The following is a 14,590-nucleotide window of genomic DNA, read 5'->3' as shown; positions in this document are numbered from 1 at the left end:
TGTTTAAACCAAAACAGGTAATAGAGTATCATGCACACCTGTCAAACACATGTTTTTATACATTTGCGGCGTTTGCTCCAAGAGCGAAATAATGAAATACCTGCAGTGCGTGTAACATACCGGATCTGTCATACTGGAATATCGTCATTATGTTTAATTTCCTGAGCAATAACTTTCTGGGCGGCTATTTTTCGACGGATATGGCTGTTGATTTAGGCACTGCCAATACATTGATCTATGTGCGTGGCCAGGGCATTGTGCTGAATGAGCCTTCGGTGGTTGCCATACGCCACGAAGGGGGGCCGGGCGGCAAGCGCATGATTCAGCAGGTTGGACAGGCTGCAAAACAAATGCTGGGCCGTACCCCGGGCAACATTACGGCAATCCGGCCAATGAAGGACGGTGTTATTGCAGACTTCACAGTCACCGAGCAGATGCTTAAACAATTCATCCGAAAAGCCCATCCTCCCCGTTTATTTTCAGCAAATCCCCGTATTGTTATTTCTGTGCCTTGTGGTTCCACCCAGGTGGAACGGCGTGCAATCCGGGAGGCGGCTTACGGCGCAGGGGCGCGTAAGGTCGAGCTGATTGAAGAACCTATGGCGGCAGCGCTGGGCGCGGATTTGCCGGTTGAAACTCCAATTGGCTGCATGGTAGTTGATATTGGCGGAGGGACGACAGAAGTCGCAGTGATTTCGCTGGGAGGAGTTGTTTATTCCAATTCGGTACGAGTTGGTGGTGACAGGTTTGATGAGGCAATTATCAATTACATCCGTCGTAATTACGGAATTATGATTGGTGAAGTAACGGCTGAGATTATCAAATCAGAAATTGGATCGGCTTATCCGGGCTCGGAAGTCCGGGAAATAGAAGTCAAAGGACGAAATCTGGCTGAAGGTATTCCTCGCAGCTTTACAATCTCCAGTAATGAGATTCTGGAAGCTTTGGCAGAGCCGCTTAATAGTATTGTTAGTGCAGTTAAAACCGCATTGGAGCAAACGCCTCCTGAACTCGGTTCCGATATTGCAGAAATGGGAATGGTGATGACAGGGGGGGGGGCGCTGTTGCGAGATATAGACCGTCTGATTATGGAAGAGACAGGGTTGTCGGTTATTATTGCGGATGATCCGCTTACCTGTGTTGTGCGGGGTGCGGGAATGGCCCTGGATAGCATTGATCATTCGGTTGGAATTTTTGTTAGAGATTATTAATTTATTTGTCTTTCCCGCCTTCTTCCATGGTGCAAGTTGTCATATAACGTAAGGGCGCGTCGGATTTCTGGGGTCTGTTTATGTGCTGCCAATTAGCCTGCTTATATCGAATACGTAATAACCACGCCACAAATCTTGACGATTAATTTGCTAAAATGGCAAGTCTGGATAGATCGGATTGGCCTTCGTCGAATTCTTACCCTTCTCAAGCGGTCTTCAGGTACAGAATCTGTGCCTCAAGCGCGTTGGTATAGTGCTTTATTGCATATCATTTATTCAAGTTTTCGGGCTGTTATTAGTATTTTTAGCAAGTGGCATGTTCCAATCTATGGGTTTGGGATACGGAAATACTGAGAGGCGCTATGCAAACTTCTCCACAATTCTTCAAGCCAGGCTCAAATCCTCTGACGCGGATGTTTTTCTTTGTGTTGCTATCTGTCTTTATGATGATTGCAGATGCTCGTTCTGATGCAATTTCTGAAGTACGGCGTGTAATTGCGATTGTCATTTTCCCGTTACAAAAATTGGCATATTTGCCTTTTTCCTTGCAAGAAAGAGTGGAACAATATATTTCAGACTTTAAACTCATTGAAGAAATTGATCACCTCAGGCATGAATATCTGAGCAGCCGCTATGATTTTTTCCGGTTACAGGCATTAACTAGCGAGAATGAGCGCCTGCGTGCTTTACTTGGGGCTGCTAAACAAACTGAGATTCAAACTATTCTGGCGGAGATACTTTATGTACCACGTGATCCTTTCAGCCGCAAGATAACAGTAGGTAAGGGGAGCTCAAGTGGTGTCAAGGCTGGGCAAATTGTGATTGATGATCTTGGTGTGATCGGGCAGGTGACACAGATTTATCCGTGGACGGCAGAAATCACGTTGATTACGGATAAGAATCATCTGGTGCCTGTACAAATTGAGCGCAATAGCTTGCGAACAGTAATTTCAGGTACAGGTAGAAATGGCGAACTGGAGTTGCGGTTTTTATCCATTAGCACGGATATCCAGGAAGGCGACCTGCTGATCACTTCGGGGATCGGGGGGGTTTATCCACCAGGATTACCTGTAGGACGGGTGACTCATATCGAGTACGATCGTTCACATAAATTTGCACGTATTATATGTACTCCCGTGGCGGGCGTAGATCGGCACAGACAAGTTCTCATCCTGACCAGTTCGCCACCGCCTGTTATGGAAATACCAGATAACCCTGAATCCCATGCATCCCAGACAAAACGGAAAATCTAGAATCAGGCGTTATGATTACGAAATCCAGGAATTTTTATTTCCTGCAAGAAAATCACTGATTTATATCAGTTTGATAACGGCAGTTTTAATTAATCTGATGCCGTTTGATAAAGTGATACTGGTTTTGCGCCCGGATTTTGTTGCGCTGACATTACTCTACTGGAATATCTATCAACCACAGCAAGCGGGCATGAGTATCGCTTTCATAAGTGGTCTGTTCATGGATGTCATCGATGTCAGTATCATGGGACAGCATGCCATTGCATATTGCCTGATCACGTTTTTTGCCTTGATCCTGTATCGACGTTTGCGTTTGTTCAATGCCTTTCAGCAAATTCCCGCAGTTTTATGGATACTGTTATCAGGGCAAGGAGTGGTATTTTTGACCGGGATTCTGGCAGGATCATATATTCCTGAGTGGTATATTTTCCTGGCGAGTGTAACCGGGGCGTTATGTTGGCCCTTATTGGCTTTTCTGCTGGGAATATTTCGTAAGCAGCGAATTGATCGCGATGAAGTATGAGTGATATTGTAGAGTTACGTAATCATATACGTGAAACTCGGCATTTTCGCATCAGGTTGGTGATCAGTGCGATTGGTGTCGTGGTTTTGTTCAGTTTGCTCTTTGGTCGTTTTTTTTATCTGCAGGTATTGCAAGAAGAGCACTACACGACTCTCGCGGAGGCGAATCGCATTGCTATCCAGCCGCTGACCCCTAACCGGGGGCTCATATTTGATCGTAATGGAGATATTCTGGCTCAAAATTACACGGCCTACACTTTGGAGATAATCCCCGATCAAGTTAAAAATCTTGATGCAGCTATCAATGAACTGGCAACGATCATTGAGATTACTCCCGAGGATCGGAGACGCTTTAACAAGCTGAAACTTGAAAATACAAGATTTAAGAGCCTGCCCATACGTTCCCGTCTGACAGATTTTGAAGTAGCTCGTTTTGCGGAAAATCAGTATCGCTTTTCCGGGATGGATATCAAGGCGCATCCCCTCAGGCATTACCCGAAAGGAGAGCTGGTTTCTCATGTGATAGGCTACATTGGACGTATCAGCGACAAGGATCTGGAACAGCTCGAAGCGGATAAGCGGCTAAAGAATTACTACGGCTCCACGCATATCGGGCGGATTGGTATCGAAAAAAGCTACGAAAGTGTGCTACATGGGCAGACTGGCTTTGAGCAGGTTGAGACTGATGCTGTTGGCCGTCCTGTACGTACTTTGTCCCGTGTTGCGCCAACCGCCGGGAACGATCTTACGCTTTCTCTCGATATTGGGTTGCAGCAGGCAGCTGTACAGGCTTTTGGGGATTATCGAGGTGCTTTGGTTGCGCTGGATCCATCTAATGGAGAAATTTTGGCTTTTGTCAGTAAACCGGGTTTTGATCCCAATTTGTTTGTAGACGGCATTGACCACCTTAATTGGCGTCTGCTTAATGAATCCATAGACAGACCCTTGAACAATCGTGCTTTACGAGGTGTATACCCCCCTGGTTCCACCTTTAAGCCATTTATGGCGCTGGCCGGGTTGGAGCTGGGTAAACGCTCTCTTCGTTATGCATTTAATGATCCAGGTTTTTTCAGTTTACCTGGAAGCTCACACCGTTTTCGTGACTGGAAGCCGGGAGGGCATGGCTGGGTCGATTTGCGCAAATCTCTGGTAATTTCGTGTGACACTTACTATTACATGCTCGCACATGATTTGGGTATTACCAACATTCATGATTTCATCGGGCAGTTTGGTTTTGGTAAAGAAACTGGAATAGATATTCCAGGAGAAGCTGCTGGATTATTGCCTTCTCCAGAGTGGAAAAAGAGGCGATTTAATCAAAACTGGCTGCCAGGGGATACCATTTCGGTTGGTATCGGGCAGGGGTTTAATTTGTCCACGCCACTTCAGCTGACGTTTGCAATGATGTTACTGGCTAACGATGGTAGGGCCTACAGGCCGCATTTTGTTAGACAGCAGGTGGATCATTATAAGAATTTTGTGAAAGATAATTTTGTAGAGGAAATTTACAGACTGAATCTGAGGCAGGAATATCTGGATTCTGTCAGACAGGCATTAGCAGATGTTACCCGCCCTGGTGGTACAGCATCCCGTGCCGGTGCTAATACTGCTTATACCTTTGCCGGGAAAACCGGTACTTCTCAGGTAATCAATATCAAGCAGGGTGAACGCTACAATGCCAGTAAAATTGACGAGCGGCATCGCGACCATGCGCTGTTTACAGCTTTTGCGCCTGTAGAAAATCCCAGGATAGTGCTAACAGTACTGATCGAGAACGGTGGCTCGGGCGGATCAACCGCTGCCCCTATCGCTCGCAAAGTACTGGATTATTTTTTCCTGGGAACAATGCCAGAATCGGCTGAGAAAGCAGGGTAGCGGATGAATTCCTGATCGCGAGATGATTACTCCGGATATCAAGCAAGCATGGCATTATTGTACGCGCTATATTGATAATTTTCTGCTTGCCGGGATTTTTCTGCTAATGCTGACCGGGTTGATCGTGCTATACAGCGCTACCGGTGGGAGCTCTGCCCGGGTAATCAGTCAGTTAATTAACATGGTTGTTGCATATGTAGTGATGTGGGTAGTTGCGAACATTCCTCCGCAAAGGATTATGCGCATGGCCTTTCCGCTGTATGTACTGGGTATTGTCTTGCTGATTGCTGTAGCGTTATTTGGTGAAGTGCAGAATGGTGCCCGCCGCTGGTTAAATCTGGGAATTGTTCATATCCAGCCTTCAGAACTGCTGAAAATTGCTGTTCCTCTTATGATGGCGTGGTATTTTGACAAAGCTCACATTACTCTGCGTTGGCGGGATTATGTTATTGCTGCGCTTATTCTGCTGCTGCCGGTTGCGCTTATCGTGCGACAACCTGATCTTGGGACTGCCTTGCTGATCCTGATTAGCGGATTTTATGTTATTTTTTTGGCAGGTCTGTCATGGCGTCTCATGACTGGCTTGGCTGTGGCAGTGACAGTGAGTCTACCTTTACTCTGGTCTTTTGGTATGCATGATTACCAGCGCAAGCGAATTATGACTATGCTTGATCCTTCACAAGACGCACTAGGCGCCGGGTATCATACGATACAATCCAGTATTGCTATTGGATCTGGCGGAATTGCAGGAAAGGGGTGGTTGAAAGGTACCCAGTCTCAACTTGATTTCTTGCCTGAACCGAGTACGGATTTTATTTTTTCAGTATTCTCAGAAGAATTCGGGCTGATTGGTAACAGTTTGTTATTGTCGCTGTATCTGATCGTAATCGGGCGCTGCATGGTTATTACGGCCAGTGCGCCGACACGGTTTGCACGGCTGGTTGCGGGATCAATCACCTTAACTTTTTTTACTTATGTGTTCGTCAATATGGGTATGGTAAGTGGTATCTTGCCCGTTGTCGGCATACCTCTTCCACTCATCAGCTATGGAGGCACTTCTATGGTCACCATACTGCTGGGATTTGGAATTTTAATGAGCATACATACTCATCCAAAACTTGTTAAGACCTGAAAATATGAAACCAAATTCTTATTTCCATTCTGATATTCCAAGCAGAAGTGCACTATTTGTTTTTTCTGCTGTTGTCATATTATTTATGCTCTCAGCTTGCAGTAATACTCCCAGAGTAGGGCAATCATCCGTACAAGCACACACGAAGAGCTCATCTATTGCGGGAAGTGGAGGAGGGGGCTACTATCTCGATGATGGGCCGGAAGAAAATCCCCCTGCTAATCTTGATGCTGTTCCTGATGCAGTTCCCCGGGTTGAGCCTTTAAAAACAGCAACGATGCGCCCTTATGTTGCTCTTGGTAAAACCTACACACCGATGACCACACTCAAGCCTTACAAGGAACGCGGACAGGCTTCCTGGTACGGCAAGCGCTATCACGGTCAACGTACAGCCTCAGGTGATGTTTACGATATGTATTCCATGACGGCCGCCCACCCAACCTTGCCCATACCCAGCTATGTTCGTGTTACAAACTTGCAGAATGGAAGCTCAGTAATTGTTCGTATTAATGATAGAGGACCTTTCCTGGAAAGTCGCCTGATTGATCTGTCTTATGTTGCGGCTCATAAGCTGGGTGTCCTGGCAAATGGCAGTGCCCGGGTAGAGGTGGAAAGTATTATTCCGGATCGTTTCAGCGGTCCTTATTCTGTGACAACACAACCCCAACCAGATATGGCTCCAAAGAGGGTGTCCAGTAACGATACTGGTAAATTTTATTTACAGCTTGCCGCGTTTGGCTCTGCCCATAATGCTCAATCTTATCTAATACAATTAAGATCCAATTTCCCCTCAATCACTCAACAGGCCTATATCAATCAAACAAGTGGTTTGTACAAAATATTTGTAGGGCCGTTCCCTGATTTGGAGGCTGCTACCCGAACAGCGAATACCATAAGCGCTTCGGGTTCTCCGAAGCCGATATTGGTTCCTCATACCTATATGGCCGGCTCGGAATAAGTATCCCGGATACTGTAGAAAGGCTGTCAGGAAAGAAATAGTGTTTGAGTCTATCACTGAGTGGTAGTAATGGTAAAAGGAGAGAGTTAGGGTGTAAAGAAGTTACATCTCACGATGTGATGTCTGCCGGATTTCCTGATAGGTTATGCGCCATGTAATCCATGATAGCCACACTGTAGCGATTATGGCAGCCAGCCCAATCAACCAGTTGCCAAGCTGTATCTGGTCATCAAGCAGATAGGCATTGCACAGGCGCAGCGGTGATTCAGTATACAACCACCCAACCACTCCCATCATGGGCAGCATATTGCCCAGAAAGAAAAATTGCAGAATCAAACCAGCTGGACGCCATGACAGACGTAGCGCCATGCCTGCCAGAACCAATGCGGTTAATTTAGCCAACTCCATTTTTGGGTGCAGTAATGCTTGATCAAGCACACGTGGTATCATTAGTACAGCGAGCGTAACACCTGTTATGAGTAATCCGCTGATTCCATACATATTCCAGCGAGCAATAACCTTACATATTCGTGCCGGCATTCCTCCGGCAAGCAAGGCAGCTGCCCCTATCCAGAGTGGAAACTGCACCAACATGTGACACCACATGCTTTTTTCCATTGCATGACGTACGCCAGGTGTGGCTATAAACAGCAGTAAGCCTATGCCTAAAACAGCTTGCCAACACTTGTTCACAACGAAGTTTCCTGTATCTGCTTGCGTGCCAGATGGCGCGCATAATCAAGTGCCAGCTGGTGCTCCTCAATATCGAATACACGCACCATGCGTCCAGCACCATCAAATACCAACAGAGCGGCGTTGTGCTCGTAATCGCCACGGCCATCAGGTATCACCACTACTCCAAGCTGTTGCAGCAAAGCTTGTTCCTGTTTTGCCTGTAGTACTCGAACAAAACGCCAGAGTTCTGGCCTGGCACTCAAGTTATCGGCATAAGCTCGAAGTGCGGGTGGATCGTCATGTTTGCGATCAAAGCTGATGGAAAGCAAGCGAACATTTCTCGGACGCTCGTTACCCGCATCGTTGAGCAAGGCGGTTTGTATCTGCTGAAAAATACTACCCAATGAGGGGCATACGGCCTGGCAACGGGTGTAGATAAAGTCTGCGATCGTTACAACATTCTCTTGACGTAACAGGGTCGTAAGATCCGTTTCAGCAAGATCCGGCCCTTCGATTCGTACAGGGGAGATTTCGACAGGATGCAAAGCGACTTCCAGACGGCGCGCGTCTTCATCAGTCCAGATCTGGAAATCATAAGTTAGCCAGGATGCGGCACTCCGGCCGAGCAGAATGATTAATATACTTGTAATTACAGTGCGTATCATCTCTGGTTATTAGTGCAGGTGCGCCCTTGGCAGCTTACTACTAGTGATTCTTTTCACTTAGTGCCTTCAGTGCCGCCCCACCTTCAAATGGTGTAGTGCGTCCAGCACTGGATTGCCGTTCTGTCTCGAACAGATCGGCTGAAACTGCATCTGCTTTATTACTCCAGGCGCTGCGGATGTAAGTTGCCACCCTAGCCAGCTCCGCGTCACTTAATTGCGAGAAGGCTGGCATTAAACCCTGGTATTTTTGTCCAGCGATTTCTATTTCACCACTAACACCATGTAACAGGATATTGGCTAGAATACGTGGTTCACCCTGTACCCATTCTGAGTTGTCCAGTGGCGGGAAAACGCCTGGTACACCCAGTCCTGTGACTTGATGGCAAGCTGCACATTGTGCAGCGTACAAGGTCTTGCCATCGATAACCGTATTATCACTATCGGCTGTTTGCAGTGGTCTGGAAAGATCGGCCAATGTGCGCTGATCACCATAGCGAGACGTCGTCAGTGGTTCTGACATAAATAAATATACCACACCGAAAATAACCATTCCCAACGTGACTAATGTTGTCGTCATCGGAATTGGGCGAATGATTTCTTTGGGGTCAATGTTTTCACGGACTTGGGCGCGATGGTCATCATTATCGGCCATGGAGTGTACCTCTTTGGTTGAAAAGATCATGCCTGTATGTGGCAGAGCAATTTATTGATGTCATTTAGCGATCCTTTTTACCTGCGTTTTGTGGATCCGGCGGTAATATCGGGTAACTTCGGTCGAGGGATCGTAAATATTTCACCAGATCTACCGCTTCCGGGCGAGCAACTACTACTTTCCCTGATGGTACAAATTTTGGTGGCAGCTTGACGATTATCTCGTCATCTTCGGCTTGATCTTTAACTTCAAACATATAAGGATAAGAAGGCATGGTAGAATCTGGCACATACGCACGCGGCTGATACAAATGACCTAGATGCCAGTCCATGCTTGGCTGGCGCACACCGATATTCATTAGATCTGGGCCGGTACGCATGCTGCCTAGCAAGTGTGGTTTGTCGTAATAATAGTCACCAGGCGTGGTGACCCGTCCCCAGCCGCGATCAAAATCCGGAGCGAAGCTGCGATCGCGTGGCTGTTGGGTATGGCAATACAGACAACCGTTGGCGACGTAAATTTCTCGCCCACGTAATTCTGCGCTGGTGTAAGGTTTGAGTCCTTCAGGCGGCTGAATATCACGCACCTGGATATATGGAAGCACCACCAGTGCTGCGACGGCAATTCCAAAAGTCGTTATTGCGCCAGCAGTCAGCTTAGCTTCATTTTCCATGCATCATCTCCAGTTTCATTTTCTCCGGTGCAAACAGTGCTTCCCCGGTACGATTGGGGCCGAATCGCAGTATCATGACCAGTAAATGTCCGACAAAAATCACATGGCTAAGCCACATCAGCCCACCTCCTACACTGCGCCATTCCAGGTACGGAATAGTTAGTCGTACTGAATCCATAAATTCACGTGTGGTATCGAGCATTGCAAGGCCCTGTAGCCAGCCGCCCCAAGACAGGAAAACGAAATAGATTAGGATACCGATGCTGGCTAGCCAAAAATGCAGCGAAATTAGTTTTGGGTAGGGCCATTCCCAATGTAGTACACGCGGCATCATAAAGTAGATCGCACCGAAGAGTACCATTGAGACGAAACCGTAGGCGCCAAGGTGAGCATGAGCTACTGTGAAGTGTGTAAAGTGCGCAACTTGTTGAATGCTGCGTAAGGCCTCAAATGACCCTTGCACCGATGACAGCAGATACATAAAGCCGCCAAACATCATGAATCGTAGCGTTGGCGAATAAAGTGCCAGACGCATTCTCCCCCACATGGTTCCTGCCATATTGACTGAGAATGCAACTACGGGGATGATCATCATCATACTCTGCACGATGGATAGCGTAATCAGCCATCCAGGTACCGGCCCGCCAACTAGATGGTGCCCGCCCACCTGTGCGTAGAAAAACGCCAGTGTCCAGAAACCCAACAATGAAAGATTATAGGAACGCACTCGCCGCCCGATTGTTTTGGGTAGAAAATAGTAGATGGCGCCCAAGGCGATCGGAGTAAACCAGAGGCCTAGAACGTTGTGCCCATACCACCAGTTGGTCATCGCCTGTTGTACGCCAAAATGAACACCCGGAAGTTTTCCGACGGTAAACAGCAGCGAAATCCATAATAAGGCAGCGATGTGATACCACACGCTTACATAGAGTTCATGTGCTTTGCGGTGGAACAATGTATAAAATACCGAACCAATGATACAAACCATACCTGCCTGAATGAACAAGCCGATCTGCCATGGGATTTCCAGGTATTCCATACCATCGCTCCAGCCGGAACCGATTGCGCCAATGGAGCTGGCAATTCCGATGTTGATAAATGTCCCCCCCAGCATGACCCACATTGGTCCTTTCAGTGGTGTGCGCAACAAGCGTGGCAGCAGCCAGATGATAATGCCCAGCCCAACGTTGGTGATCCAGCCATAAAGTACTGCGATCAGGTGTACTGTTCGCATGCGCCCAAAGGTCATCCAAGCCTCGGATACCAGAAAGTCTGGCCAGTGTAATTTCAGTGATGAAATGAGACCAGCTGTCGCGCCCAGTATCAGCCACATACAGCCAAAGGAAATGAACATAAAGACCGGGAAGGCAGATGAACGGTCAGCAGCGATGCGATCCTTGATCTCATCCGGGTCTTCGGCTTGCGGCTCACTGCCGTGGGAAGCGGTTATCGCCTCTTGAAGGCGTTTTGCAGCCTGATCATCCAGAGCTGGATCATCTGCTTTGCCAATTTCTCCAGGTGCAAAAATTGTGGCGGCCGCTCGTGGGTTTTCAAACAGCAATCCTTTACGCAGCGACCAGATGAATACAAGCAAACCAATGAGTGATAATAAAAAGGCTGCCAGCAAGCTCAGTAATGCACTATCCATATTGCACTCTCTCTTGATTGTGTTGCAGTTTAACTAGCAACACTGTATTAACTTGCTTGTCCTCGACACGATAGCTGCTTGCTGAGGGATTTGCAGCCTAGAAGAATATTTGGATTCTAAGCTGACTCAACTATTTTCTTTACAAATATTAGAAGCTGTCAAGTTGTTTATCGCTTATCAGGATATCCAAAGCATTGAGACTCCTGCTCAACTTATTTTTTGATCGCATAAACATTCAAGCTGTTGTTTATTTATGACTCGCATATGGAAAAAGGGTAGCTGTGCAGGGGCCTCGTGTTTGTTTGAATGCTATTTTCTGGCTTCTTGGTGATATTTCATTTTTTAGATGGAGCAGATAAGTCACATCGATTCTGATTCGGGCCTGTAGTGGTTAAATGATTCTGTAAAGGATGTTAAGTTATACTATTGATTTGAATGAACAGAAGACAATCTTCACCAGAATTTAAAATTGAAGCTCCTGTGAAAGTTGAGGCAGTTTAGCCTGGAGAGGGAGAGGGGTGATAGGCTGCAGAGGCTGTGCCTTTGTTATAAACAGACTCACTGATTAGTGATGTGAATAAAAAGTGCCCCACATCCCCGATTTGAATATCTTTCCAGGAATTTGTGGGGCACTTTGGGGATTAGCCCGTTTTTAGATTACTTTACAATTGCTTTTAGTTCGCCGCTCAGGTAACGGTTTGCCATAGTTTCCAGCGAGATTGGCTTGATCTTGCCAGCTTGACCCGCGGAGCCAAATGCTTCGAAACGTGCTTTGCAGATATCTTTAGCAGCAACAGTGGCATCTTTCAGGAATTTACGCGGATCAAACTCGCTTTTGTTTCTGGCCAGATGACGACGAATTGCACCAGTCATGGCCAAACGGATATCCGTATCGATATTGACTTTACGCACACCATACTTGATACCCTGCTGAATTTCTTCTACAGGTACACCATAGGTTTCTTTCATTTCACCACCATATTCACGGATGATTTCTAGCCATTCCTGAGGAACGGAACTGGATCCGTGCATAACCAGATGGGTATTGGGAATTCTCTGGTGAATTTCTTTGATCCGCTCAATGGCGAGGATATCACCTGTGGGTTTTCGGGTAAATTTATACGCACCGTGAGAAGTACCGATGGCAATTGCTAGCGCATCCACACCGGTTCTTCTGACGAACTCGGCAGCTTCTTCAGGATCAGTCAGCAACTGATCATGTGAAAGTTGTCCTTCAGCACCGTGGCCATCCTCAGCTTCGCCCTGACCAGATTCCAGAGATCCCAGGCAACCTAGCTCGCCCTCCACGGAAACGCCTACAGCATGTGCCATAGCGACTACTCTGGCAGTGACATCCACGTTATATTCAAATGATGAAGGCGTTTTTCCGTCCTCTTCAAGCGATCCATCCATCATCACGCTGGAGAAACCGCTGCGAATGGCATTAATACACACAGAAGGTGAGGCGCCATGATCCTGGTGCATTACAACCGGAATATGGGGATAGGCTTCAACTGCTGCGGCAATCAGATGGCGCAGGAATGCTTCACCAGCATACTTGCGGGCGCCAGCCGATCCTTGCATGATTACCGGGCTATCACATTCATCAGCCGCCTGCATAATTGCATGAATTTGTTCAAGGTTGTTTACATTAAAAGCCGGAAGCCCATATCCGTTTTCAGCTGCATGATCCAGTAACTGGCGTAAAGATACAAGTGCCATTCAAGTCTCCTTTATATAAAATTAATATGTTTATTTTCTGATGAAACCAAACTTCATGTTCTTACGGGTGTATAAGCCGATACGCTAATCTGTTTGTAGGGTTAATTTTATAAATTAAGTGGATCAGAAAAGGTCTGCTGAGTCACTTCTTTCGTTATCTGTGTCGTTCCCCTGGAACCACCTACTCTGACAAGTTTCATAGTATTTGTTCCGCCAGCCTTGCCAACCGGTTCGCCAATTGTCATGATGATTAAATCTTCGTTTCGTACCGCGCCGCGTCTGAGCAACTCATCTTCCGCCATGCTGAGGATAATCTCAGGATCACACAATCCCTGTCCAAATTTTATAGGATAAACACCACGAAAAAGAGTGACCTTGCTCAGAGTATCCTCTTGTGGACTTAAAGCGAAGATTGGAACTTTCGAGCTTCTACGAGACATGAACAATGCTGTTACGCCGCTTTGTGTCAATGCAGCGATTGCTCGAATCTTGAGCGAACCGGCGGTGTACATGGTAGCTCGCGCAATAGCGTCTTCGATACTGACTGGTTGTGTATCCGGAGAACGGCGAAAACTCAGATTAACCGTATACTCCTTTTCAGCCTCCAGACAAACTCTTGCCATGGCTGCTACGGCTTCTACCGGGTATTGTCCTGCAGCTGATTCAGCAGACAGCATGACAGCATCCGTACCATCCAGCACTGCATTTGCAACGTCTGATACCTCTGCACGTGTTGGGATGGGATTGGATATCATCGATTCCATCATTTGCGTGGCTGTAATCACCAATTTATTGGCTTCACGTGCTGATCGTATCATGCGTTTTTGCAAGGCAGGAACTGCTGCATCACCTACTTCAACTGCCAGATCGCCCCGCGCGACCATAATTGCATCGGAAGCACTTAGAATATCATCCAACGCCAGAATAGCTTCCGAGCGCTCAATTTTTGCCATGAGCAAACTATGCCCCTGAGCCTCCTGCATTAATGCACGCGCTCGCCTGATATCTTCTCCCGAGCGAGGAAATGACACCGCAAGATAATCTGCCCGTAAAATTGTGGCAGTTTTGATATCCTGCAGATCCTTTGCTGTCAGAGCGGGAGCACTCAGACCTCCACCTTTCCGGTTTATGCCTTTATTATTGGAAAGTATCCCGCCTTGTAAAACTTCGCAATAGATTTCACTTTCCCTGACTTTGGTCACAGTCAGAACGATTCGGCCGTCATCCAGCAAGAGGACAGTACCTGCTTCAACATCGTTGGGCAGCTCCCGGTAATCCAGCCCGACCCGCTCCTGGTTACCCAGCTCGCACTCTGCATCAAGAATAAATTCATCCCCGGCTTTGAGTGTGATCTTTCCCTGAGCAAACTTGCCGATACGAATTTTTGGTCCTTGCAGATCGGCCAGCACACCTACCGTACGGCCAAGTGAATGGGCAAGTGAGCGTACCTGCTCCGCGGAAGCAATATGCTCGTCCTTTGTTCCATGTGAAAAATTGATACGGACGACATCGACACCGGCCTCAATCATTTGTCTCAGGATATCAGGGTTGCTGGAAGCTGGTCCCAGCGTTGCTACAATTTTTGTTCTTCGCATCATTTCCGA

13 protein-coding genes are annotated in these 14,590 nt (G+C 47.2%); 6 read left to right on the top strand and 7 right to left on the bottom strand.

Features of this window, described 5'->3' with window-relative positions; all coding sequences use genetic code 11:
• Positions 1–149: 149 nt before the first annotated feature.
• The 6 genes from ABF86_RS06100 to ABF86_RS06075 all read left to right on the top strand — a co-directional run bounded on the left by ABF86_RS06100 (position 150) and on the right by ABF86_RS06075 (position 6,951).
• A complete protein-coding gene (locus ABF86_RS06100) occupies positions 150–1,211 on the top strand; it encodes a rod shape-determining protein (protein ID WP_011634642.1) in 1,062 nt (353 codons plus the stop codon).
• A 362-nt stretch (positions 1,212–1,573) separates the two neighbouring features.
• Positions 1,574–2,464, top strand: a complete 891-nt coding sequence (gene mreC / locus ABF86_RS06095; RefSeq protein ID WP_074684763.1) for a rod shape-determining protein MreC — start codon at positions 1,574–1,576, stop codon at positions 2,462–2,464.
• Complete coding sequence (gene mreD, locus ABF86_RS06090; protein WP_083331285.1) at positions 2,436–2,987, top strand: rod shape-determining protein MreD; 552 nt, start codon at positions 2,436–2,438, stop codon at positions 2,985–2,987. The genes mreC and mreD overlap by 29 nt, the downstream gene beginning before the upstream one ends.
• On the top strand, positions 2,984–4,861 hold the full coding sequence (gene mrdA / locus ABF86_RS06085) for a penicillin-binding protein 2 (RefSeq protein ID WP_074684764.1): 1,878 nt from the start codon (positions 2,984–2,986) through the stop codon (positions 4,859–4,861). The genes mreD and mrdA overlap by 4 nt, the downstream gene beginning before the upstream one ends.
• A 22-nt stretch (positions 4,862–4,883) precedes the next feature.
• A complete protein-coding gene (gene rodA / locus ABF86_RS06080) occupies positions 4,884–5,993 on the top strand; it encodes a rod shape-determining protein RodA (RefSeq protein WP_011634638.1) in 1,110 nt (369 codons plus the stop codon).
• Between the two features lie 4 nt (positions 5,994–5,997).
• Entirely contained in the window at positions 5,998–6,951 is a 954-nt protein-coding gene (locus ABF86_RS06075) for a septal ring lytic transglycosylase RlpA family protein (RefSeq protein WP_074455295.1), read from the top strand.
• 102 nt (positions 6,952–7,053) lie between these two features.
• Here the strand turns inward: ABF86_RS06075 and ABF86_RS06070 are convergent, their stop codons facing one another.
• From ABF86_RS06070 to pyk, 7 genes are all read right to left on the bottom strand, one after another.
• The gene (locus ABF86_RS06070) at positions 7,054–7,644 is read right to left on the bottom strand and encodes a hypothetical protein (RefSeq protein ID WP_074455296.1); all 591 of its coding nucleotides are present in this window, start codon (positions 7,642–7,644) and stop codon (positions 7,054–7,056) included.
• Positions 7,641–8,291: an SCO family protein gene (locus ABF86_RS06065; protein ID WP_074455297.1), complete on the bottom strand. Its 651-nt coding sequence runs from the start codon at positions 8,289–8,291 to the stop codon at positions 7,641–7,643. The genes ABF86_RS06070 and ABF86_RS06065 overlap by 4 nt, the downstream gene beginning before the upstream one ends.
• A 40-nt stretch (positions 8,292–8,331) precedes the next feature.
• Entirely contained in the window at positions 8,332–8,943 is a 612-nt protein-coding gene (locus ABF86_RS06060) for a cytochrome c (protein ID WP_011634634.1), read from the bottom strand.
• 64 nt (positions 8,944–9,007) lie between these two features.
• On the bottom strand, positions 9,008–9,616 hold the full coding sequence (locus ABF86_RS06055) for a cbb3-type cytochrome c oxidase subunit II (protein WP_011634633.1): 609 nt from the start codon (positions 9,614–9,616) through the stop codon (positions 9,008–9,010).
• Positions 9,606–11,264, bottom strand: coding sequence for a cbb3-type cytochrome c oxidase subunit I (locus ABF86_RS06050; RefSeq protein ID WP_011634632.1), 1,659 nt, complete (start codon positions 11,262–11,264; stop codon positions 9,606–9,608). The genes ABF86_RS06055 and ABF86_RS06050 overlap by 11 nt, the downstream gene beginning before the upstream one ends.
• Before the next feature lie 657 nt (positions 11,265–11,921).
• Positions 11,922–12,986, bottom strand: a complete 1,065-nt coding sequence (gene fba, locus ABF86_RS06045) for a class II fructose-bisphosphate aldolase (protein WP_011634631.1) — start codon at positions 12,984–12,986, stop codon at positions 11,922–11,924.
• 107 nt (positions 12,987–13,093) lie between these two features.
• Positions 13,094–14,584: a pyruvate kinase gene (gene pyk / locus ABF86_RS06040; RefSeq protein ID WP_074455298.1), complete on the bottom strand. Its 1,491-nt coding sequence runs from the start codon at positions 14,582–14,584 to the stop codon at positions 13,094–13,096.
• Positions 14,585–14,590: the final 6 nt, after the last annotated feature.

Source organism: Nitrosomonas sp. GH22 (assembly GCF_009833115.1).
In the GTDB taxonomy this organism is placed as follows: Bacteria; Pseudomonadota; Gammaproteobacteria; order Burkholderiales; family Nitrosomonadaceae; genus Nitrosomonas; species Nitrosomonas eutropha.
Note: the sequence above shows the minus strand (reverse complement) of the source record. Positions and strands in the feature narration are given on the sequence as shown.

What these genes read in the sequence shown, in the direction of transcription:
- fba (WP_011634631.1), bottom strand. Translation starts at nt 12,986, where the DNA reads ATGGCACTTGTATCTTTACGCCAGTTACTGGATCATGCAGCTGAAAAC.
- ABF86_RS06060 (WP_011634634.1), bottom strand. Translation starts at nt 8,943, where the DNA reads ATGGCCGATAATGATGACCATCGCGCCCAAGTCCGTGAAAACATTGAC.
- mrdA (WP_074684764.1), top strand. Translation starts at nt 2,984, where the DNA reads ATGAGTGATATTGTAGAGTTACGTAATCATATACGTGAAACTCGGCAT.
- rodA (WP_011634638.1), top strand. Translation starts at nt 4,884, where the DNA reads ATGATTACTCCGGATATCAAGCAAGCATGGCATTATTGTACGCGCTAT.
- ABF86_RS06065 (WP_074455297.1), bottom strand. Translation starts at nt 8,291, where the DNA reads ATGATACGCACTGTAATTACAAGTATATTAATCATTCTGCTCGGCCGG.
- ABF86_RS06100 (WP_011634642.1), top strand. Translation starts at nt 150, where the DNA reads ATGTTTAATTTCCTGAGCAATAACTTTCTGGGCGGCTATTTTTCGACG.
- ABF86_RS06075 (WP_074455295.1), top strand. Translation starts at nt 5,998, where the DNA reads ATGAAACCAAATTCTTATTTCCATTCTGATATTCCAAGCAGAAGTGCA.
- mreD (WP_083331285.1), top strand. Translation starts at nt 2,436, where the DNA reads ATGCATCCCAGACAAAACGGAAAATCTAGAATCAGGCGTTATGATTAC.
- mreC (WP_074684763.1), top strand. Translation starts at nt 1,574, where the DNA reads ATGCAAACTTCTCCACAATTCTTCAAGCCAGGCTCAAATCCTCTGACG.
- ABF86_RS06055 (WP_011634633.1), bottom strand. Translation starts at nt 9,616, where the DNA reads ATGGAAAATGAAGCTAAGCTGACTGCTGGCGCAATAACGACTTTTGGA.
- pyk (WP_074455298.1), bottom strand. Translation starts at nt 14,584, where the DNA reads ATGATGCGAAGAACAAAAATTGTAGCAACGCTGGGACCAGCTTCCAGC.
- ABF86_RS06050 (WP_011634632.1), bottom strand. Translation starts at nt 11,264, where the DNA reads ATGGATAGTGCATTACTGAGCTTGCTGGCAGCCTTTTTATTATCACTC.